Here is a 21,393-nt window from a genome sequence, read left to right on the forward strand (position 1 = left end):
CCCATCAATTATCGCTGAACTTCATCGTGTGATGACATGGAATTGGATCCGGCATAACGGGCCAAATAGAAAAAAAGGAGTGCTCGCGGCGTTATAAGAACATGATGTCACTCCTCACGGGCACTCACAGTTGCGTTGATCCGAAACCGCCATGGGAAAAGGGTTGGCCGGAAATGATCTGGTCAACAGCAAAATATGCGGAGGCACAATACGTTGTCTCGCTGAATACAAACGACTCCCTCCCAAGAACAGTGACAGCCGACATATCTGGGAGGGAATCGAGTACATAGTTGTTTCGGAGTTTTTGGAACAGATTGGATATGAATTTTAATGAGGTGAATGAGAAGCGTTTTTAACACCTTTACGGCATTTTCCTGAGATTTATCAGCGATTTCAACTAGTTTTACGGCGAATCCAAATTCTAGGAAAGGAAGCGTAGAACAGACTCCATTTTCATAACTAATTTCGTACAAGTTTACTCTTGCTTCTTGAATAAAAGAGACACGGGACCTGTCCTAGGTAAAACCTCCTGTTATTGGTGAAAGTGATAAACCTCACAGAGATAGAAGGGTTTAAAAATTATAATTAAAATAACAAAATCGAGAATATTCGAAGGGGTGATTTATAATGGGTGTTCCAGGTTTAATTTTAATAATTGTACTTGCTTTACTTGTAGGTGGTATTTATTTGGTATTTCATTTTTTTCGAAATAAATAGTTTCATTATGATGAAGATCACTTACACTTTTAAAATTTTATGATAGATTTGTAAACTGTAAGACATTACAAAATAGGTACGGGGAGTAATATGAGAGGTTTGAAATGGTTCGGGTTTTTAGTTGTTATTTTCGGTGTTCTTTTTTTGGGAGTCATAATGCAAGTGCAGCCGAATTAGAAGGGGGGGAAACAATAGAATTTGATGCATTAAACAATGGCGTTCAAACATCTACTTACAAGAATGAAGATGGAGAAGAAGTGACAATACAAATTGAACCAATTTCTGTTGATGAAGAAAATAAAGTTGTTGAAACCAATAAAGCGAATAAAATTTCACCTATGTTAACACCAGGGCATGGTCATCTTTTCCCATATGGTACAACAAAAGGATTTAAAATTTCAGCAAATACGCCATATATGGGATGGAGCTACAAAGTTAATGTAAGCGTACCAAAAGATACCTCTAAGTCTAAATTCACAAAAGTTTATGATGGAAATTATCACGTTTTATTAGGCAGCTTGTCTAACGTCAAATTAACTAAAAGTAATAAGACAGCAACCTATTCCGCGGATGTTTCCTGGTTAGGTGGCTTGGGTGGAGCAAACGCCTATTTAAAGGCAAAATTATCGGGTAATAAGATAACAGTTTCATCAAGGATGTAATTTTAAAAAGGAAATGTATCATTCGTACGGTTCCTAAACAGAGAACAATTTCACAGGGATAGCAATATCGCTGTTGCTATCCCTGTTGACATATTTACGGCTACCTTGTTGAAGATACATTTGAATCGATAAAAATCCGATGCCATCTGGATAATTGAATGAAACCAAATCAATTATTTTCAACAAAGATTATCCCATGGCTAAACAAAAACTTTTACGGCGACTCCCAAATTCTAGGAAAGGAAGCGAAGAACAGGTGCACTCTCTTCACCCTCGCTTCTTGAAAAAGCGAGACACGGGTCCTGTCTGAGACCACTGAAGAAGTACGACTATTTGTCTGTAGATCTTGCTGTGATCGAGTGAGCCCGAAAGTTGATCTTGTCGGACAAAAAGTTGATCGAGTGAGCCTGAAAGTTGATCGTGCCGGGCAAAAAGTTGATCGAGTATGCCTGAAAGTTGATCGTGCCGGGCACACAATGATCAGGCACCTAGACAATTTAATCGCAACTTTCCAGGGCAGGGTCCTTTTTCACTCAGTGGTTTCGACCTGTCCCCGTGTCTTCCTGGATTACTTTAAACCAGCTCCATCATAAATCCACTTCCGTCGCATGATAAATATCATTCAATTCCTTCAGCTGATCTAATTCTTCCTGCTGTAATTGTTTGTCAATAATCAGCAGCATGATCGCATCTCCGCCAGCCTCCGTACGACCCACTTGCATCGTGGCGATGTTTACATCGTTTTTCGCCAGTAGACTGCCGACCCGTCCGATCGCACCTGGCTGGTCCTTATGCCGGATGAAGACCATATGACCCTCTGGTACAAGATCCAGGCTGTAGTTATCCACTTTAACAATACGTGCACCAAGACCATTCAGCAACGTTCCAGCCACTTTGCGGGTGCCTGATTTCGTTTTGATTTCTACCGTTAATAAATTGGTAAAACCTTTCGTTGTTGACGTTTTTTGTTCGTGAATCGTGATATCCTTCTTTTCAGCTAAGTACGCCGCATTTACATTGTTAACATGATCACCGAGGTGGCGTTTCAGCAGCCCCTTCACCGTGTTTCTGGTTAATGGGGCAACCTCCATGTCGGCAAGCTCACCAGCATAATAAATGTGTACTTCTTCCACAACCGCCTCTTCCAAATGTGCAAGAAACGCCCCCAGTTTTTCCGATAAATAAAAATATGGTTCTATTTTCTTCATCACTTCTTGCGGAACCGATGGCATATTCACCGGATTCTGTGCTTGTCCCCCACGTAAAATAGTAACCACATCATGGCTGACATCGATGGCAACATTTTTTTGCGCTTCAATGGTACTGGCACCTAAATGCGGGGTTGCGATCACCTCCGGCAGTTCCAACAATTTATGGTGATCGATCGGTTCCTCTTCAAATACATCCAATCCTGCCCCAGCCACTTTCTTTTCTACAATCGCATCATATAAGGCATCCTCATCAATAATTCCACCACGGGCACAGTTGACAATCTGCACGCCATCCTTCATTTGCGCGAATGCTTCCTTATTGATTATATGCTTGGTTTCTTTTAATAATGGGGTATGAACCGTGATAAAATCAGCAGCTTTCAATACGTCGCCAATGGTGCCATAGCCAATACCCAGATTATCCGCTTTTTCTTCGGTTAAAAATGGATCATAGGCAATCACCTGCATTCGCTGTCCTTTTGCCCTCGCTGCCACTTCAGCACCAATTCGACCTAACCCGATGATGCCTAATGTCTTTCCCTTCAGCTCAACGCCGACATATGTTTTGCGATCCCAGCGATTTTGTTTCAGAGCATAAAAGGCTTGCGGGATTTTCCGTGCTAATGATGTAAGCATGGCCATCGTATGCTCAGCAGCTGAATTGGTATTTCCATCCGGTGCATTCACGACAATCACACCATTCTCCGTTGCTGCCTCCAAATCAATGTTATCAACGCCAACTCCAGCTCGGCCAATCACTTTCAGATGGGGTGCAGATTCGATTAATTCTCTCGTTACCTGTGTTTGGCTTCGGACTAATAACGCATCGAAATCAGCAATTCGTTCCTTTAGCAATTCATTCGTCAGATCGGTTTCCTTGACCACTTCTACATCGTCCGCTTCTCGTAATGGAAAAATTCCATCTTCACTTAACGGATCACTAATTAAAACATTAAATGTCATGATTTTCTTCCTCCCGTTGCAAATAGATTTCCTGTGCTGCCGCTGCCCCTTGCCCCAAAGTAACATTCTTTCCAAGCCGTTTCATCCCAATTTCTAATAAACTAATAACCTGTAACACATCCTGTGGTGCACAATACCCCATATGACCGACGCGAATGATTTTCCCTTTAAGATGGTTTTGCCCTCCCGCTAATTCCAACCTGAATTCTTTTTTCACTTGTTTTCGTAATGCCTCAGGTTCAACATCAACTGGCCTGAATGCAGTGACGGTTGGCGAGGCACATTCATCTTTCGTCAATAACGGAATATCCAACTGCCTAAGCGCACCTCGCATCATTTCCATCATCGTCTGATGTCGGCGATAAACTTGGCCCAATCCTTCCGTTTGAAGTAACGTTAATGCCTGACCCAAGCCAAATAACAGTGATAAGCCGGGCGTATACGGAGTTGCATCATTGGCCAGCTGGTCACGATACTTACGAAGGTCCAGATAAAATCTTGGTTGCTGGTTTGTTTCAATCGTTTGCCATGCCCGCTTACTGGCCGCAACAAATGTCAATCCAGCAGGCAGCATCATCGCTTTTTGTGACCCGGTAACCAGGACATCCACCCCCCAGTCATCCATCTTTGTCTCAACGCCGCCAACACAGGAGACTCCATCAACAATCACCAGTGCATCCGAACTTTCATGAACGGCATGACTAATCGCTTGAATCGGATTTAATACTCCGGTAGATGTTTCACAATAGGTCATAAACACAGCCTTAACCGTTGGATGCTGTTGTAGGAAATCCTTCACTTGATCCGGATCCGCTGCTTCTCCCCATGTCACCTCAAGCCGATACACATGTAATTGATAGGCTTCACAAATCTTAGCAAATCGATCTCCAAACGATCCTGTTACAACTATAAGCACCTCATCTTCTGCACTAGCAACATTGACAACCGCTGTTTCCAGCCCAGATGTACCACTGCCAGTGATTATCATGACGTCTTCCTCTGTTCCAAAAACTGGCTTTAATTTTGGTTTAATCTGTTGTAACAACTCTTTTGTTTCCTGTCCTCGGTGGCCAATCATCGGTCTCTGCATCGCACGCTGCACACTTGGTGGTATTGGAGTTGGACCAGGTATGCGAAGTAAACAATTATCTTGCAGCATTATAACTATCTCCTCTCATTTTCAAAACGTAAAAAAATAGAACAAAGGCGTAGGCGCCCGGTTAGCAACGTACAAACTGGAGCACTTTGCAATGAGATAAAGGAAACACGGTGAGCTGGAAGCGAACCGATGTTGACTTATCGTAGTGGAGAAGTGTGAAGTTTGCTAGTTGCTGGGCGCTGGAGCCGGACGGGTCCTACTCTGGTACATACAACAGAATAGTGTCGTGATTTTTATACTTTCTTCACCACTAAAAAACCTTCCACCCCTTAAGTACTAAGGGGCGAAAGGTTATCTTCACGCGGTACCACCCTTGTTCGCTGGGAAATACCACCCAGCCTTCATTGGTTATCATGCATAACGGGCACGTGCCGAACGGATCTACTCTTAGAGGATGTTCAAAAAGTCCGGTAAAAATGGCCTTCGAATTTCTTCGTTAGCTTGTTTCTCCGCTGCTCATGTATCTAACTGCATACATTCCGCTGCTCAAAACTGCGCTGTCTCGAACTTCTTGGCCCTTTTTATCCTCCTTTTGAACACATAAATAATTTCAATCCATCTATTCCGAAGTGCTGTCCATTAGCAAATCCACTGGTTCCCACCATCCACCAGCTCTCTTTAGAATTTTCGACTAATGCACCTGTCTTCATCACTATATTTGGCAATTTCAATTAATGAAAATCTAATTTTTCTTATCATAGCAAATTTATACATAATGTCAACAGCTTTTTTGACAATTTAGAATCGGCTTATTTTTTGAAAACGCTTCCCCTCATTGTTTGCGCTAATTGATAATTCCAAAAAAAATTCAAGACTTTTCCCATACATCAAATAACCGTAGCCCCTAGCGTATGGACAAAATGGGATAAGGCAAAATCATGTCCTGCTTGGTTGAAGCTGGCAACCGCATCCTGATGAACGACTATTTTATAGCCTTTGTTATACGCATCCATGGCTGTATGCAAAATACAAATATCCGTACATACCCCAACCAGGTGCACCTCGTCAATGCCACGCTCGCGCAATTTGATATCCAAATCGGTTCCGGCAAATGCGCTGTAGCGGGTTTTGTCAAAATAATAGACATTTTTTTCACCCTTATGGGCATCGTAAACCGACTCCAATGCACCATAAAGCGCACGCCCACCTGTACCATTAATATTATGTGGTGGAAATAATGTCGCTTCCGGGTGATAATAGTCGCCTTCCTCGTGGGCATCAATCGCAAAGACAACATAATCACCTGCTGCAATGAACTCCTTTGTCAATGCAACAACTCGATCCTCAATCGCCTGTCCCGGTTCACCACACGTAAGTTTTCCATCGGTTGCTACAAAATCATATGTGTAATCAATATTAAGTAACGCACGTTTTCCCATTGTTAACACCCTCCATTATTCAACAATTATTTGGTGTGCTGCTCCATTCATCCGTAATGCTGCATGATAGGTAGGACCAACCTTCTCCGTATACGTAAAGCCATATTCAATGGCAGTCGTCACAAATTCCTTCGCGATCCTTACCGCTTCCACCATTCCTTTTCCCTTAGCCAGTTCTGCGGTAATCGCAGCCGAATACGAGCATCCGGCACCACTTGTATTCACTGTCTTGATTCGTGGTGCTGTAAATGTAGTAAACTGCTCGCCATCATATAAAACATCGACTGCTGGGCCCTCTAGTCTTCCACCTTTAACTAACACATACGTTGGCCCCAGCTCATGTAAATCAACGGCTGCCTGCTTTAAATCATCCACATTCGAAAGTTTTCGGTCATCAAGCAAAAAAGACGCTTCCGGCATATTCGGCGTAATAATTGTCGCCAGCGAAAAAAGCTCTGCCTTCATCGCCTCAATCGCATCATCCTCCAACAATTTTGAATCTAGCTTACCAACCATTACCGGATCGATCACATTGCAATCGGCAGCAGCACGTTTGATCATTTCACTCGTTCGCACAATAACTTCTTTAGAAAAAAGCATTCCCGTTTTTAACGCATCCAGCCCAACCTGATCAACTGCCGTAGCATATTGCGCTTCGATTGCCTCCATTGTTTGCGGATGGACGTTTTTATTTGTTGTTGAGTGCCGGGCTACAATTGCGGTAATCACACTCATCCCATATACATCAAGTTCCTGAAACGTTTTTAAATCTGCCTGAATACCAGCACTTCCTCCAGCTGCTGATCCCGCTATCGTTAACACACGAGGTGGCTTTCTCATACATACGTGCCCCTTTCTCTTTTTTCATACTATTATAAACCAAATGAGCCTAAAAAAAATAGCATGCGGTCTCATTCGTTGAAACGTGCATGCTAGCTTCCATCAAAATTATCCACTTTTTGTTTGGTCTGACGCTTCCTTCTCTTGTGGCATGGGATCTATCGTGTGTTTATACGCATATCCCTTGGAAATAGACACCAATGTCAGCAGAAGAACAATTAATATAATAAGTATTCCAACGATCGTATAACCTAGCATCTTTTTATCTTCTCCTTATTTATCCCGCCTTGACGGGCAGTAAGACCCCCACTTCAAGATTTTGAGGTGCAACTAAAAAAGATAAGTGGAGGGTTAACTGCCCGTAAAGGTCCGATTCTGTTTAGGTCTGCAGGACGCAGGTCACAAAGGCGTTGCAACTCAGATGTTGTGAACTTAGCCTTTGTTCCTCTATTCAGTTGGAGAGAAAGGGGAAACCCCACTGAATGAAGTTTTATTTTATCAATTGATAATAACCGGATACCCTAGGCATTTTCAAATGGCTTGATTAGTCCATAAACCGTTTCCGTATAAGGCATATCAACACCAACTGCTTTTGCCAAACGCAGAGCCCCACCATGCAAATGATCAACTTCTAACGTTAATCCTTTCCGACGGTCTTGATGCATCGAGGACGTTGCTTCCTCGGGTAAATGCTGTAATTGGGCTTTTGTCATTTCTATATAATCATCCGGGATTTCTGTTTGATAAGCTTTCGCAAGTGTCCGCATTTCCTGCATGATCATTTCCGCTATCAAAAATGTACTATCATGCTGGCGAATTTCTCCAATCGGTAAATTGGCAGCAGTCGTAATTCCGGAAAAAGCATTGATAAAGGTATACTTCTTCCAAAGGTCAATGAATATATTCTTGCTTTGATATCCATTCATATTGGCATGCCGACAAAGCTCTTCCAGCTGTTTGCAAACAGGACTCTGGACTGCCTCAAGCGGACCAAAAACAAAGTCGTGAAAATCACTTGAATGCACCACATGACCATTTTCATCCAACGTTGCAATAATGGAGGAAAGCCCGCCAATCACTTTATCTTCGCCTAATTGGTCTTGCAGGTAGCTGATATGCTCGATTCCGTTTAAAACTGGTAACACATAGGCACCTTTGTCAACCAAAATCTTCAGGTCAGCTAAAGTACCTGGTAAATGGTATCCCTTTACAGCAATAAGCACAAGACCCACTTTCTCAATTTCTGACGCATCCGTTGCAAACTGTGGTTTCGCTATCGTGTAATCCCCTTGTGTACTTTTTACCTTTATCATGTTCTGTTCAATTTGTTTTGCCCGTTTTTCCCGAACCAAAAATGTGACATTTGCACCGCCTTCTGACAAACGACTTCCAAAATAGGCGCCTAATGCACCAGCACCAATAACAACAATATCCATTTGAACCCCTCCATCCGTAACATGTATTCCCTGCTATCGTACTTGTTTACCGATATTTTGTCCATATATATTTCTTAACAAACGAAACATATCTATTTTCATAATTATTGAGGATATACAAGCATGTTGTCATAAACCCGTGCATATTTTTGTATAAGACAGCTTAATTATGATTACGATGCTATACGCCATTTAAATCCGAATTATCAAAAAATGCTGCGTTTGTGAAACATGCTTAATATCTATACTATTAAATTATGTCCGCTAAAATCCAACTTTATTTCAATTTTTCCCTGTAAAAATAGTATATTTCACCCAATCTCCCGGTAGTTCGATCGTATGAGTGACTATCTGACAACTAATCAGAAATATCCAATTCAATTCGTTATATCAAAGAATCACTGCTTGGATGTGATGTACAACCATTATCGAATCATGGAATGGACACATAACCGTGGCCAATTCATATTTGAAAATATAAGGGGAGGTCATTTAAAAATATGAAGAAAATCTTACTCATGTCTGTATTTTGCTTCACGCTAGTTATGCTGGCTGCTTGCGGATCAGACGATGCAAGCGGAGAGGACGATGGTGCGAGCTCACTCGATAAATTAAAAGACAAAGGCACCGTAACTGTTGGCTTTGCCAACGAAAAGCCATACGCCTATCAAGATGATAACGGTGAATTAAAAGGGGCAGCAGTAGACATTGCGACAGCCGTTTTTAAAGAACTTGGTGTCGACAATGTAGATGGACAGTTAGCCGACTTTAGCAAATTAATTCCTGGGTTGAATGCTGGAAAGTTTGATGTTATCACAGCAGGAATGGCGATCACTCCAGAGCGTTGCGAAAATGCCGCTTTTGGTGAGCCGGAAATGATGTATGGCGAAGGACTTATCGTACAAAAAGGCAACCCTCTTGATCTGCACAGCTATAAGGACTTAGCAGAGAAAGATGCAACAGTGTCGATCATGTCCGGAGCAACGGAAAACGGTTTTGTTGAAAAAGAAGGCGTTGACAAAGGCCAGGTTCAAAGTGCTCCAGATATCCCGGCAACGTTTTCAGCAGTAGAATCGGGACGTGCCGATGCTACAACAGGCACCGAAATGACGATTAAAATGGCCCTCGAATCTTCCGACAGTGATAAGCTGGAATTCGTGGAGGACTTCGAACAACCGGAGGACATTGAAGGTGTTCCAAGTTATGGAGCAGCTGCATTTAGTAAGGATAATGATGAATTACGTGAGGCATATAATGAAAAACTGGCCGAATTAAAGGAAAGCGGAAAAGTCGCCGAACTTTTGGAAGCAAATGGATTTAACGGTGAGACAAACAGTGTTCCAGATGATATTACGGCCGAAAGCGTTTGTAATGGTGAAAATTACTAAACAAAATTGATCGAGTTTTATAGAATTCATAACGTAACGGCTCCATAGGGTCAGACTCCCTCACCTAGGGAGTTTGGTCCTATTTTTAATATCAGAAAAAAGGAGTGATTACTATTCAAGCGATAGCTGATGTTTTTCCCGTCCTATTAAAAGGTGTCCAAGTAACGGTCACTGTACTTATCGCCTCCATTGTATTAGGATATTTAATCGCTTTTATTGCTGGCTTTTGCCGCCTTTCTAATAATATTTTTATACGGAAGTTTACTGGTTTTTATGTAGAAATCTTTCGCGGAACTTCATTAATCGTGCAATTATTTTGGTTTTACTATGCCCTACCAATGCTCTTTAACATTGATATCGGGAGTAACTACTGGGCTGGGGTTCTGGCAATCTCCTTAAACTATGGAGCTTATTTGTCCGAAATCGTCCGTGGTTCCATCGAATCGGTTGCCAAAGGACAGACAGAAGCTGCTACAGCGTTAAATATGTCGTCCTTTCAACGTATGCGACTGATCATTTTCCCACAAGCGGTTCGAATGATGCTGCCCGAATTCGGGAACTACCTTATTCTCATGTTAAAATCAACATCGCTTGTTTCTTTAATTGGCATGCAGGACATTCTCTATCATGGTGATATGCTGCGAAGTGCTAATCTGTCCCAAGCACCAACTGTCTATTTACTTGTATTGGTCTTTTACTTCATTCTTGCGCTTCCATTCATTTGGCTGACGAAGAAAATGGAAGGTATATCGAAGAAAGGAGTGGCTAGTCAATGAACAACTCTTGGAGCTGGGAAATATTTTTCAATGCATTTCCAACCGTACTACAAGGTCTAGGGATCACATTGGGTCTGACCGTTGCCTGTTATTTGTTTGCATTAATCTTTGGGTTCTTTTGGACATTCGTTAAACGACTGCCGATAAAAGTCATTCGCTGGATATTATTATGGATCATGGAATTTATTCGTTCCACACCCCCACTGGTTCAGCTGTTCTTTCTCTATTATGCTTGGCCGATGGTTCCGGTGGTTGGTGTAACATTGGATCCTTTTACCAGTGCCGTACTTGGCTTAGGAATTCATTACAGTACGTATATTGGTGAAGTCTATCGATCCGGGATTGATAGTGTGGAAACTGGACAGTGGGAAGCATCCCGGGCATTGAATTTTTCTACACGAAAAAAGTGGACAAAAATCATCCTCCCCCAAGCAATTCCACCAACAATCCCGATGCTGGGAAACTATTTGATTATCATGTTCAAAGAGGTTCCATTGGCATCGACGGTTGGTGTATCAGGGATCTTGTTCATGGCGAATGAATTCGGTTCTGAACATTGGAAGTACCTGGAGCCGATCACGATTGTCGCCATTCTGTTCTTAGTATTAAGCTACCCATCCGCCATTCTGATCAATAAATTAGAGAAGAAAATGAACCGGCGTTTTGATAAAAAAGCAGTAACTGCCAAAATCCAGGAAAACAAAGGAGCTGTTTCTTAAATGACGGAACCGATTGTGATGTATAAAGATGTGCATAAATCATTTGGTGATGTAAAAGTGTTGCAAGGAATTGACCTCGATATAAAACCAGCGGAAAAAGTTGCCGTTATCGGGCCAAGTGGATCTGGTAAAACCACTATTATTCGAATGCTCATGACCCTGGAGGAACCTTCGTCCGGTGATATCATTGTCGATGGGAAAAACCTGTGGCATATGGAAAAAGGTGATAAGCTTGTGCCTGCCAATGAAAAGCATTTGCGGGAAGTTCGCGGCGACATCGGGATGGTGTTTCAGCATTTTAACCTTTTTCCACATATGACCATTTTACAAAACTGTATGACCGCACCCATTCATGTTCAAAAGGAAAATAAAGAATCGGCTAAACAACGCTCTATTGAGATGCTTGAAAAAGTTGGTTTGGGGGATAAGCTGGACAACTATCCAAGCCAGCTTTCCGGCGGCCAAAAGCAACGTGTAGCAATGGCTCGGGCACTGGTAATGCGTCCTAAGATTATGCTGTTTGATGAGGTAACATCAGCACTTGATCCAGAATTAGTTGGTGAAGTGCTTGAAGTGATCCGTGATATCGCGAAAGAAGGAAAAATGGCAATGGTACTCGTTACCCATGAAATGGAATTTGCCAGAGATGTTGCAGATCGAATTCTCTTCCTGGATAATGGAGTCATTGCGGAACAAGGCCCGCCGATGGAAGTGTTAGAAAACACAACAAATGAGCGCCTGCAAAGCTTTTTACACCGGTTTAGGCATTAAAGATGTATCGTTGTTATATCCATAAAAAGACTGTGAACAGCAATCATTTTCATGCTGTTTACAGTCTTTTTCTTGACGGGAAATAAAGCATTAAAATTCAGGCTCTATTCTGCTTATACCTGAAAGCCGCATCCCGCCAGCACCTAAAGGCCGGTATATATAAAGGTTGATCAAAAGGTATCACCCAAAAACCATTTTAGAATAAATAAAGGGAATACGTTTTGTGCCACAAACGCGTCCCATTAAACTAATCAATAACATATCCAGGTTTGCTATCCAAACGCTACTTTTTATTACGCATCATACATCTTAATGTTTCTTCAAGGCCTTTTCTAAAAGATGTTGCTGGGATGGGGCCGATTCGTTTTTCATACTTTTCCCCACTCAAAATAAATCCTTCTTTGGTAAGGTACATAATCTCAACAATTTCTGGCATAAACGGATCAAACAATCCAATAAAACGAATTATATTTTTAGTTAACGGGATAACAATCTTTTGGTTTCCGGTTATTTGACGAGCTACCTGGATAATTTCCTTACCCGAAATCAATCCTGCCCCTGGTATATTCCAGTTTTCTTCATAGGAATCTTCTTTTTCTGCAATATTCACAATCATCTTAGCTGCATCAGGTAAATAGACATATTCACGAGATGTTTTCAAATTCCCGATAAAAACAGAAATTTTATTGCTGGCCATTCCTTCTAGTGTAGGTTGCAAATAAGAATTTTGTGAAGTGGGCCCATAATAATCCGGCAATCTGACAATTAATGCTTTTGCCCTTTTCCATCTTTTGCTGAATATCAATTGCTCAAATTCCACTCTTATTTTACCTTTTTTCGTGTGTGGCTTTCGTGGGTGGTTTTCATCCCCCTTCGTAGTCTGATATCCATATACGTAAATGCCATCTACAATAACAATTCTCTTTCCTAGTGTTTCTGCTGCTTTCATTACACTTTCACCAAGCAAAAGAAGTTTTTCTTCCATCTCTTGATAGTTAACATTTGCGCATTGAAATATAATCTCCGCCTCTTTTGCTGCCTCCACAATCGTTTGGGAATCAAATATATCACCAAGCTTATATGACAGTCTTGGATTACAATTGTGTGCTTTTACCAATGCTTTCAACTTATTTCGGGAGCGTCCGAAGGCAATAACTTCTATTCCTCTGTCCAGTAATTCTGAAACAATAGCTTGCCCCGTCCCCCCGGTTGCTCCTAATACAATCGCCGTTTTCATGTTTTTATCACCTTTCTTTATTTAGTAATTGATTGATCAATAAATATTAGAGATTAATATTTCATCCAGTTATGTTTTAAAATATGCTCGATACGTAATCCCAGCACCCTCCTTATAGCCATAATAATGCGTTGCATTCGCAAAAAAGGGGGCACTTCTTTTCATTAATTGATTCATACATCAATCCCACCAACTTATCATACAAATGGGGATGGTCGTGATAGAAAGTAGATCAAATCCGTTCCATTTCACTTTTTTACTTTGAACATTAGTTATTGATTAATCAATAACTAATGTTCAAAGATGAAGACTGGTACAAAAACGAACTACATATAACCCGCTACAGAAATAGATTTCATACGTAGTTTCCTTCCCAGCTCCTTTATTAATCATCAATAAGTACAGGGAAATCTAGGAAATATGAAATATTACATAATATTCCTCTTGCCAAAAAGGTAGTTACTTCCCTTTCAGCATTTTCTATCCCTGCTGATTTAAACCTTTCCAAAGTGTAGCTTCTTATGCGGGATAATCCCTTTTTCGTGGTCTCCTGTATGGATTTTTCTGTTACTGAAATTCCTATCACCTGCAAGGAAATTTCATTAGGATAGGATACAGACAATTCTTCATAAGCTTCAATCATATTGACAACGAGTTGTTCTGAATTCGACTCGACATTTTTAAACGTTTGAATGATCCTATCAAACGCACGATCTAAAACTGCGATAAACAGCTCCTCTTTCGTTTTAAAGAATTTAAAGACATAAGGTTGTGATATGCCTGCTTCTTCGGCGATGTGTGCGGTAGTTGTATTATAATAGCCCTTTTTTGCAAATACTTCTAATCCCGCCTCAAGAATATCTTCCTTACGATTTTCCTTTTTTGGTCTACCCATACCAAGCACCCATTCCTATGTTTTTAGTGATTGATCAATCACTAAAAACAATATAACAAATTTAAACACCTTATGCAAATGCAGTGACGCAAGTTTTTCGGATAAGCTTAAAGTAAGTGTTTTTGCTTCACTCTTTAATAGGATTAATCTCACTGTTCGCATATGCGATTTACAATCTCTGATACTGGTTGTTCCACATTAATGTTGATGACATCTTTAGTCTAAAGCATGTCCTTCACAACCGCACGAAAAGTCACCATCGACTCCCGCGTACAAACTGCGCCCTGCCAATCAGGGTGGATCAGCGTTCCGCACATAATGGCGAAAGTAGCCGATCCTCCTCTACTTCCCAACTGAAACAAGGGCAGACATGAGCTTGATCGACAAGCCATTTTAATCCATCAAGTCTTCCCCAATAATTTTAACTTCACGTTCCAACTTAACACCAAACTTCTCTTTCACTGTCCGTTGTACAAAGTGGATAAGATCAATATATTGTTGTGCTGATGCGTGGTCACGGTTTACAATAAAGCCCGCATGCTTCGTGGATACCTGAGCCCCGCCAATTTGTTTCCCTTGCAGGTTACTATCCTGAATGAGTTTCCCGGCAAAATAGCCTGGCGGACGTTTAAACACACTTCCGCACGAAGGATATTCCAACGGTTGCTTCGACTCTCGCTTAAACGTTAAATCATCCATCACCGCTTTGATTTCCTCATAGTTGCCTTCTTGTAACGAAAAGGTCGCCTCCAAAACGATATAGCCATTATCCGGAATATTACTGGATCGATATTTCAAATCCAATTCATCAGCCGATAAAGTTAAAAGTTCCCCTTCTCGATCAACCACCACTGTACTTTCCAATACATCTTTAATTTCTCCGCCATATGCACCAGCATTCATAAATAATGCGCCCCCAACCGATCCAGGAATTCCACAGGCAAATTCCAGTCCGGCCAAGTTTTCAGCTAACACATAACGGGATACATCAATAATCCGCGCCCCGCTTTGGGCAACAACGGTTATTCCATCAGAAGTAATGGTTGCCAGCTTTTGCAAATTAAGGACGATCCCACGAATCCCCCCATCCTTCACAATCAAATTCGATCCATTCCCAAGCATGGTAAAAGGGATATCCTGTTTATTTGCCAGCTTAACGATTTGCTGTACTTGTTCATATGTTTCTGGTGTCACATAAAAATCAGCTTTCCCGCCTAAACGGGTATACGTATGATTTTTTAAGTGTTCATCAACCATCACATTATTCGTTGCTGTAATCTTTATTAATTCCTCGTACGTATGATGATCATTTACCACTTAAACCATTCCTTTTAAATGTAATTTGATTCTGCCATTACTATTCTAGGTGATTACTCCCGTTCTTGCCACAGAAATGAATGAATCATCGTATCCACTTGCGCATTTTCGTGTAATTCACTATGACCCAATTGATCATTTTGAATGACTTCTTGCGTTAATCGGCTCTCGGGAATAATATTCTTCAATTTATCCACACTTTCCGGAACGGCCACTGGATCACCCGTACTAGCGATGCTTAATGCATGGATATTTTCAGGAATGGCCTGCGCATTGGTTTCTAGTAATTGTAAGGATGGTGAACCTGGCTTTAAATCATTGGCGGCAGGATCCTGATTGATTTGGAAGTAATAGTTATTGTAAATACCATCAAATGGACTGCCAATCGTAACCAGTTTATGTGTCACCGGATATTTCGTGCTATCCTTATATTCCTCAAGATACTTTACCGAAATTAAGCCACCCATTGAGTGCCCGACAAGGTTTACCGCATGAATGTGATACTTATATTTCAACCCCTTCATCACATTGGAAAGCCCTGCAGCTGTATCGTCGAAGCTTGCCCGGTTATTTTCAAAAACTACCTGAACCATAATTGGTTTCTTCTTACTATTATTCAGCGAATACGTCTTTACATGTCCGCTTCTTGTGACATAACATAATAACGCCTTATTTCCCCAATCATTTCGTTCAAAACGACCCAGCATCCCGCCAAATGAATTAGCGGTACCTTTATACCCGTGAACGAAAACCGTAACAGGGGAAATGCCCTTCTCAGAGCTTGCGCGATTTGGTAGATATATACTTAGTCCGGCAATGAAAATAATGATAACCACTGATGTAATATATATGATATGTTTTAGTTTCAACTGCCTATACTCTCCTTGCCTTGCATTCGAATAAATTCCCTTTCCATTATAGCATCTTAACCGTTTTTTTGTCCTTTGATGGGAGAAAATTTTCTTGAGCTTTCTGAACGTTTTGTCGGGCCACGGCTTACAGGAAACTAGATGATTTCTTCAATTGGATGCTGCTGCGCTTCTCCTTTTGTAAATGTAGTTATATAACGGTAGCCTAAATGCTTAAGCAATTGCAGTGACTCCTGAAATTGAAAAGCAATCGTTTCTGCTTGATGCGAATCAGATCCCAATGTGATGATCTCCCCCCCACATTCCTTATATAATTCTAAAATATCCTCACTCGGCAGTCCGTTCGCCAATCCGTAACGAACACCCGAAGTATTTAGTTCAATTCCCTTTCCATCCGCAATAATAACCCGAAATATTTCACGAATGATATCATGAAAATCATTTGTTGGAATTTCCCGTGTATAACGTTTCACTAAATCAAGGTGGCCCAATATCTGATACTTCTTATAAGATTTCACACAATAAAGCAGTTCACGATAATAAGCAGCAAACGCCTCATCAACCGATTTTTCAGCAAAAAATGCCCCGGAATGCAAGTCCTGTTGATGGGCGGTGTGCATGGAGCAGATCACAAAGTCAAATGTTTCCTGAGCTATTAATTGACGATATCGGTCAAGAAGATGGGGTTGAACACCAATTTCTACGCCCTTTTTTATCGTTATTTGTTCCCCATACTGTTTTTGTAAGGATGTCATTTTCCTTGTATATGCAGATAGATCCAGATCAAAGACGATGGTTGGATCCGGGTAATCGTAATCAATGTGTTCTGTAAAACAAATTTCCTGAAGTCCTAACGCAATTGCTCTTTGGACGCTTTTTTCCATCGGTTCTTCACAGTCAGCGGAAAACACACTATGTACATGATAATCAAACATACGAAAAAATTCCTCCTCTTTTTCTATTGACTTTTACTGTATTAATTATTAGAATACTATATAACTTTAATTAAATAAAGTAGTAAAGTGATAAAGTTATAGAACAGGAGATTTTTTATGCTGCAGTTTCACAATCAAAACACGCTTCGGCAGGATGATTATCAGAAACAGGAATACGTTTTGGAGAAAATGAAAAAACGTTTTGCCACATACGGATATCAGCAAATTCAAACCCCAACGTTCGAGAATTATGATCTGTACCAATCAATTACTGGTACGATTCATACGGAAGAAATGATTAAGGTGATTGCTCCGTCTGGTAAAGTCCTCGTGCTTCGGCCTGATGTGACAATCCCCATTACCAGACGACTGGCGGCAGGAACTCAGCTGAAACCTGAAGAAGAGCGATTTTTTTATACGTCCAATGTTTTCCGCAATGATGGACTGGTCCAGGAACGCAACGAGCAAATGCAGGCAGGTATTGAGAACTTTGGGAATGGGTCAGCTGAATTGGACGCCGAAGTCATCACATTAGCGATTCATACATTACAAGATCTTGGATTTGATCATTTTAAACTGGTCATTGGCCATGCTGGTTTTTTCAAGGAGTTGTTAGACCAAACCAGCTTATCTGATCAGGAAACAGTTCAACTGCAAGCAATGATCCAGGCGAAGAATTTCTCGGAAATAGAAGCATTTCTGGATCCGTTAGCCATTGATGCTCAAAGCAAGCACTCTCTGTTGCAGATTCCGTTGCTATATGGCACGCCTCAAACGGTCATCGATCGAGCAGCATCCGTGGCGTTAAATGCACAAATGCAGGAAAAAGTGCAAAGTATGTTGCACCTGTTGGAAGTGTTGACGGTATATGGCGTGGAACAATTTATTACATTTGATCTCGGGTTGATCAATCATATGGACTATTATTCCGATATTATTTTTCAAGGGTTTGTAGAAAATTTCGGCAAACCAGTGTTGATGGGCGGCCGTTATAATCACTTGGCGGAACAGTTCAATAGGCCTATGCCGGCGATTGGCTTTGCCTTTGATACCGATTCAATTATGGACGTCATGGAACAGGAGGCATTATTCCCGAATAAGGGATCAACCATCGATATTTATATTTTCTATGCAAGGCAGAAACTACAAGAAGCTTTAACAGCCGCTCAAATGCTGCGTAGCCACGGACTGCATGTTCGCACAGAAACAGCAGAACATCACCAGAAGCCTTCAGCAGATACAACCATTATCTATTATGAAGAAACAGGAAATCTCGTATCCTCTAATGGTAGCGTTGCTGCATTTACGAAGCAAGCAGAATTGGTTGATTTACTAAAGGAGGACGACTAAATGGAATGTCTGACATTAGCAATGGCCAAAGGACGAACAGCAGAGGAGGCCATGAAGTTACTGAATGGAGCTGGTATTTACTTTCCTGACTTCCATGAGAAATCTCGAAAACTGATTTTTTACGATGAAAGTCATCGTTTTAAACTTGTATATGTAAAAGCGGTAGATGTCCCAACCTATGTCGAAAAAGGAGCTGCCGATCTCGGGATTGTCGGAAAGGATAACATCGCAGAAGCACAGGCAAACGTCTATGACATGATGGATCTTAGCTTTGGTCATTGCCAATTTGCCCTGGCCGGTAAAGCCGATACCGACATTGACTCGACGCAAAAGTTAGCTGTTGCTTCGAAATATCCTGCTGTCGCCCGTGCCTATTTCGATCGGCGCAAGATTCCGATTGAAACAATTAAACTAAATGGATCGGTGGAATTAGCCCCATTAGTCGGGCTAGCCGATGTCATCGTAGATATTGTCGAGACTGGTACAACATTGAAAGAAAACGGTCTGCAAATCATTGACGTGATAGAGACGATTAGTACCCGATTGATCGTGAATAAGGCTAGTTTTGCCACAAAATCCGATCAGATTCATGGGTTTATGGCTCAACTGACCGATGCGTTGGAGGTGCGTAATTCATGAAGGTTCAAACGAGCAAACGCTTTTTACAAGAGCTGGTTAAGAACACCGGAACAGCTCATGATCCTGCCCTGGACAAAACCGTTTTAGAGGTCATTTCACAAGTTAGAAGCAATGGTGACCAAGCGCTTTTGGACTTTACGGAACAATTTGACGGCGTAAAACTGGCAACTATGATGGTTACCAAAGCCGAGATAGCAGAAGCGAAACAACAGGTATCCAAGGAGTTTATGGACGCATTAAACCAGGCGAAGCAAAATATCAGTCAATTCCATGAGGCACAAATCGAACGGTCATGGTATATAACTGACGAATCGGGCAATATGGTAGGACAGAAGATTACACCAATGGAACGGGTTGGTGTCTACGTTCCAGGAGGAAAAGCCGCCTACCCATCGACTGTTTTAATGAATGCCATTCCGGCAAAATTAGCTGGAGTAACATCGGTGAGCATGGTAACCCCACCACAACCGGATGGGAAAATAAACCCATTTGTGTTAGCTGCTGCTGCCGAAGCGGGGATAGACCACATATATAAAGTTGGCGGTGCACAGGCGATTGCGGCACTCGCCTATGGTACACCAACCATCCAAAAAGTTGCCAAAATCGTTGGTCCAGGCAATGCCTTTGTGGCCCGGGCCAAGAAATGGGTGTTTGGCGATGTCGCTATCGATATGATTGCCGGACCAAGTGAAATATGTATTGTCGCGGATAAAACAGCTGACCCTCGATTTGTCGCAGCGGATTTATTATCCCAGGCCGAGCATGATGAACGAGCACGAGCAATTTGTATTACGACAAGCCAGCAGATCGCTGAAGAAGTTCAAAAAGAAATTGAAATCGAGCTAGCTACGCTCGATCGCAAGCAAATTATTCAGCAATCCTTAAATCAGTGCGGCAGTATCGTTCTTGTCCAAGATTTAGCTGAAGCGTTCGAAGTGGTTAACGCGATTGCTCCGGAGCATTTAGAGTTGCTCATTCAAAATCCTGCTGAACACACGCATCTTGTCCAGCATGCAGGGGCGATTTTTCTTGGACCGTATTCACCTGAACCTTTAGGTGATTACTTTGCTGGGCCAAATCATACCCTGCCAACAAGTGGGACAGCGATTTTTTCCTCCCCACTTGGCGTGTATGACTTTGTTAAACGATCAAGCATGATTCACTATACGAAAGCGTCGCTACTTAAAGGTGCGGATCACATTATCACACTTGCAGAGGCGGAAGGATTAACAGCACACGCCAATGCCATACAAGTTAGAAAGGATGCTGCACATGCGCAACAGTTCGATTCAACGCCAAACAACTGAAACAACCATTCAATTAGATTTTTCCATTGATGGTACCGGGAATACTGCGATTTCTTCAGATGTCGGTTTTTTAGATCATATGCTGACACTGATGGGCCGGCATGGCCTATTCGACATGCAGCTCACCTGCAAAGGTGATTTAGCTGTCGATCAACATCACACGGTTGAAGATATCGGAATAGTTCTTGGTCAAGCGTTTGATCAAGCATTAGGAAAAAAGGTAGGAATCAATCGCTATGCTACCGTCACGACGCCAATGGATGAAGCATTGTCCACCCTCTCATTGGACATTAGCGGACGCCCCCATCTCGTATTTCATGTCGATGGGTTAAAGGATAAAATCGGGACATTTGATTCCGAACTGGTCAAGGAATTTTTTCAAGCATTCGTCAACCATGCCAAAGTCACCTTGCATATCAATCTTGCCTATGGTGAAAATAGCCATCATATGGTGGAATCGATCTTCAAGGGATTTGGCCGGGTATTGGACGAAGCAACACTGGAAAACCCGCGAATCAAAGGGGTTCGGTCAACAAAAGGGTCGCTTTAAAGTAAGACGCGGAGTACCCGTTTGAAAACATTGAACCCAGGCGTGCGGACATCAACCGGATTCGCGGTAACTTCGACCTGGACGCGTGAACATCAACCGGATTCGCGATTACTTCGACCTGGACGCGTGAACATCAACTGGATTCGCGGTGACTTCGACCTGGATGCGCGAACATCAACCGGATTCACGATAACATCGACCTGGATGCGCGAACATCGACCGGATGCGCGATAACATCGACCTGGATGCGTGAATATCAACCGGATCCGCGAT

20 protein-coding genes and 1 other annotated feature are annotated in these 21,393 nt (G+C 41.9%); of the genes, 9 read left to right on the forward strand and 11 right to left on the reverse strand.

Annotation, left to right across the window (positions count from 1 at the left end):
• The first annotated feature begins 821 nt into the window (after nt 1–821).
• Nucleotides 822–1,379: a DUF5626 family protein gene (locus WMZ97_RS10115; protein WP_343271963.1), complete on the forward strand. Its 558-nt coding sequence runs from the start codon at nt 822–824 to the stop codon at nt 1,377–1,379.
• A 587-nt stretch (nt 1,380–1,966) separates the two neighbouring features.
• On the opposite strand, the gene serA is transcribed toward WMZ97_RS10115, so the two are convergent.
• The 6 genes from serA to WMZ97_RS10145 form a co-directional block, all read right to left on the reverse strand.
• Nucleotides 1,967–3,553: a phosphoglycerate dehydrogenase gene (serA, locus tag WMZ97_RS10120; RefSeq protein WP_343271964.1), complete on the reverse strand. Its 1,587-nt coding sequence runs from the start codon at nt 3,551–3,553 to the stop codon at nt 1,967–1,969.
• Complete coding sequence (locus tag WMZ97_RS10125) at nt 3,543–4,712, reverse strand: pyridoxal-phosphate-dependent aminotransferase family protein (RefSeq protein WP_343271965.1); 1,170 nt, start codon at nt 4,710–4,712, stop codon at nt 3,543–3,545. The genes serA and WMZ97_RS10125 overlap by 11 nt, the downstream gene beginning before the upstream one ends.
• A gap of 276 nt (nt 4,713–4,988) precedes the next feature.
• Nucleotides 4,989–5,374: a binding site (T-box leader), on the reverse strand.
• Between the two features lie 165 nt (nt 5,375–5,539).
• The gene (locus WMZ97_RS10130; RefSeq protein WP_343271966.1) at nt 5,540–6,091 is read right to left on the reverse strand and encodes a cysteine hydrolase family protein; all 552 of its coding nucleotides are present in this window, start codon (nt 6,089–6,091) and stop codon (nt 5,540–5,542) included.
• A gap of 15 nt (nt 6,092–6,106) precedes the next feature.
• A complete protein-coding gene (thiD, locus tag WMZ97_RS10135) occupies nt 6,107–6,931 on the reverse strand; it encodes a bifunctional hydroxymethylpyrimidine kinase/phosphomethylpyrimidine kinase (RefSeq protein ID WP_343271967.1) in 825 nt (274 codons plus the stop codon).
• Nucleotides 6,932–7,039: 108 nt separating this feature from the next.
• Nucleotides 7,040–7,189, reverse strand: coding sequence for a YtzI protein (gene ytzI, locus WMZ97_RS10140; RefSeq protein ID WP_343271968.1), 150 nt, complete (start codon nt 7,187–7,189; stop codon nt 7,040–7,042).
• Nucleotides 7,190–7,452: 263 nt separating this feature from the next.
• The gene (locus WMZ97_RS10145) at nt 7,453–8,367 is read right to left on the reverse strand and encodes a ketopantoate reductase family protein (RefSeq protein WP_343271969.1); all 915 of its coding nucleotides are present in this window, start codon (nt 8,365–8,367) and stop codon (nt 7,453–7,455) included.
• A gap of 500 nt (nt 8,368–8,867) precedes the next feature.
• On the opposite strand from WMZ97_RS10145, the gene ehuB reads away from it, so the two are divergent.
• From ehuB to ehuA, 4 genes are all read left to right on the forward strand, one after another.
• Entirely contained in the window at nt 8,868–9,755 is an 888-nt protein-coding gene (gene ehuB, locus WMZ97_RS10150) for an ectoine/hydroxyectoine ABC transporter substrate-binding protein EhuB (RefSeq protein ID WP_343271970.1), read from the forward strand.
• A 113-nt stretch (nt 9,756–9,868) separates the two neighbouring features.
• Nucleotides 9,869–10,531 carry an ectoine/hydroxyectoine ABC transporter permease subunit EhuC gene (ehuC, locus tag WMZ97_RS10155; RefSeq protein ID WP_343272043.1) on the forward strand — a complete coding sequence of 221 codons (663 nt, stop codon included), beginning with the start codon at nt 9,869–9,871 and terminating at the stop codon, nt 10,529–10,531.
• The gene (gene ehuD, locus WMZ97_RS10160; protein ID WP_343271971.1) at nt 10,528–11,250 is read left to right on the forward strand and encodes an ectoine/hydroxyectoine ABC transporter permease subunit EhuD; all 723 of its coding nucleotides are present in this window, start codon (nt 10,528–10,530) and stop codon (nt 11,248–11,250) included. The genes ehuC and ehuD overlap by 4 nt, the downstream gene beginning before the upstream one ends.
• Nucleotides 11,251–12,021: an ectoine/hydroxyectoine ABC transporter ATP-binding protein EhuA gene (gene ehuA / locus WMZ97_RS10165; RefSeq protein ID WP_343271972.1), complete on the forward strand. Its 771-nt coding sequence runs from the start codon at nt 11,251–11,253 to the stop codon at nt 12,019–12,021.
• A 283-nt stretch (nt 12,022–12,304) separates the two neighbouring features.
• Here ehuA and WMZ97_RS10170 read toward each other — a convergent pair whose 3' ends face one another.
• The 5 genes from WMZ97_RS10170 to WMZ97_RS10190 all read right to left on the reverse strand — a co-directional run bounded on the left by WMZ97_RS10170 (nt 12,305) and on the right by WMZ97_RS10190 (nt 17,274).
• On the reverse strand, nt 12,305–13,258 hold the full coding sequence (locus WMZ97_RS10170; protein ID WP_343271973.1) for an SDR family oxidoreductase: 954 nt from the start codon (nt 13,256–13,258) through the stop codon (nt 12,305–12,307).
• A gap of 385 nt (nt 13,259–13,643) precedes the next feature.
• Nucleotides 13,644–14,153, reverse strand: coding sequence for a TetR/AcrR family transcriptional regulator (locus WMZ97_RS10175; protein ID WP_343272044.1), 510 nt, complete (start codon nt 14,151–14,153; stop codon nt 13,644–13,646).
• Nucleotides 14,154–14,546: 393 nt separating this feature from the next.
• Nucleotides 14,547–15,470 (reverse strand): UDP-N-acetylmuramate dehydrogenase, encoded by a 924-nt coding sequence (gene murB / locus WMZ97_RS10180; protein WP_343271974.1) that lies wholly within the window; start codon nt 15,468–15,470, stop codon nt 14,547–14,549.
• Between the two features lie 53 nt (nt 15,471–15,523).
• The gene (locus WMZ97_RS10185) at nt 15,524–16,339 is read right to left on the reverse strand and encodes an alpha/beta hydrolase (RefSeq protein ID WP_343271975.1); all 816 of its coding nucleotides are present in this window, start codon (nt 16,337–16,339) and stop codon (nt 15,524–15,526) included.
• A 137-nt stretch (nt 16,340–16,476) separates the two neighbouring features.
• Nucleotides 16,477–17,274, reverse strand: coding sequence for a histidinol-phosphatase HisJ family protein (locus WMZ97_RS10190; protein WP_343271976.1), 798 nt, complete (start codon nt 17,272–17,274; stop codon nt 16,477–16,479).
• Nucleotides 17,275–17,391: 117 nt separating this feature from the next.
• Here WMZ97_RS10190 and hisZ point away from each other — a divergent pair, with 117 nt between their 5' ends.
• The 4 genes from hisZ to hisB are packed head-to-tail and all read left to right on the forward strand — an operon-like array spanning nt 17,392 to nt 21,120.
• The gene (gene hisZ, locus WMZ97_RS10195) at nt 17,392–18,624 is read left to right on the forward strand and encodes an ATP phosphoribosyltransferase regulatory subunit (protein WP_343271977.1); all 1,233 of its coding nucleotides are present in this window, start codon (nt 17,392–17,394) and stop codon (nt 18,622–18,624) included.
• A complete protein-coding gene (hisG, locus tag WMZ97_RS10200) occupies nt 18,625–19,263 on the forward strand; it encodes an ATP phosphoribosyltransferase (RefSeq protein WP_343271978.1) in 639 nt (212 codons plus the stop codon).
• Nucleotides 19,260–20,570, forward strand: a complete 1,311-nt coding sequence (hisD, locus tag WMZ97_RS10205) for a histidinol dehydrogenase (RefSeq protein WP_343271979.1) — start codon at nt 19,260–19,262, stop codon at nt 20,568–20,570. Before hisG ends, hisD begins: the two co-directional genes overlap by 4 nt.
• Nucleotides 20,536–21,120 (forward strand): imidazoleglycerol-phosphate dehydratase HisB, encoded by a 585-nt coding sequence (gene hisB / locus WMZ97_RS10210; RefSeq protein WP_343271980.1) that lies wholly within the window; start codon nt 20,536–20,538, stop codon nt 21,118–21,120. Before hisD ends, hisB begins: the two co-directional genes overlap by 35 nt.
• Nucleotides 21,121–21,393: the final 273 nt, after the last annotated feature.

Origin of the sequence: Lentibacillus songyuanensis (assembly GCF_039548255.1) — a bacterium.
GTDB classification, from domain to species: domain Bacteria; phylum Bacillota; class Bacilli; order Bacillales; family Amphibacillaceae; genus Lentibacillus_C; species Lentibacillus_C songyuanensis.

Excerpts from the sequence above, each read along its gene's own strand:
- WMZ97_RS10115 (WP_343271963.1), top strand. The coding sequence starts at position 822 with ATGGTTCGGGTTTTTAGTTGTTATTTTCGGTGTTCTTTTTTTGGGAGT.
- serA (WP_343271964.1), bottom strand. The coding sequence starts at position 3,553 with ATGACATTTAATGTTTTAATTAGTGATCCGTTAAGTGAAGATGGAATT.
- WMZ97_RS10125 (WP_343271965.1), bottom strand. The coding sequence starts at position 4,712 with ATGCTGCAAGATAATTGTTTACTTCGCATACCTGGTCCAACTCCAATA.
- WMZ97_RS10130 (WP_343271966.1), bottom strand. The coding sequence starts at position 6,091 with ATGGGAAAACGTGCGTTACTTAATATTGATTACACATATGATTTTGTA.
- thiD (WP_343271967.1), bottom strand. The coding sequence starts at position 6,931 with ATGAGAAAGCCACCTCGTGTGTTAACGATAGCGGGATCAGCAGCTGGA.
- ytzI (WP_343271968.1), bottom strand. The coding sequence starts at position 7,189 with ATGCTAGGTTATACGATCGTTGGAATACTTATTATATTAATTGTTCTT.
- WMZ97_RS10145 (WP_343271969.1), bottom strand. The coding sequence starts at position 8,367 with ATGGATATTGTTGTTATTGGTGCTGGTGCATTAGGCGCCTATTTTGGA.
- ehuB (WP_343271970.1), top strand. The coding sequence starts at position 8,868 with ATGAAGAAAATCTTACTCATGTCTGTATTTTGCTTCACGCTAGTTATG.
- ehuD (WP_343271971.1), top strand. The coding sequence starts at position 10,528 with ATGAACAACTCTTGGAGCTGGGAAATATTTTTCAATGCATTTCCAACC.
- ehuA (WP_343271972.1), top strand. The coding sequence starts at position 11,251 with ATGACGGAACCGATTGTGATGTATAAAGATGTGCATAAATCATTTGGT.
- WMZ97_RS10170 (WP_343271973.1), bottom strand. The coding sequence starts at position 13,258 with ATGAAAACGGCGATTGTATTAGGAGCAACCGGGGGGACGGGGCAAGCT.
- WMZ97_RS10175 (WP_343272044.1), bottom strand. The coding sequence starts at position 14,153 with ATGGGTAGACCAAAAAAGGAAAATCGTAAGGAAGATATTCTTGAGGCG.
- WMZ97_RS10190 (WP_343271976.1), bottom strand. The coding sequence starts at position 17,274 with ATGTTTGATTATCATGTACATAGTGTGTTTTCCGCTGACTGTGAAGAA.
- hisZ (WP_343271977.1), top strand. The coding sequence starts at position 17,392 with ATGCTGCAGTTTCACAATCAAAACACGCTTCGGCAGGATGATTATCAG.
- hisG (WP_343271978.1), top strand. The coding sequence starts at position 18,625 with ATGGAATGTCTGACATTAGCAATGGCCAAAGGACGAACAGCAGAGGAG.
- hisD (WP_343271979.1), top strand. The coding sequence starts at position 19,260 with ATGAAGGTTCAAACGAGCAAACGCTTTTTACAAGAGCTGGTTAAGAAC.
- hisB (WP_343271980.1), top strand. The coding sequence starts at position 20,536 with ATGCGCAACAGTTCGATTCAACGCCAAACAACTGAAACAACCATTCAA.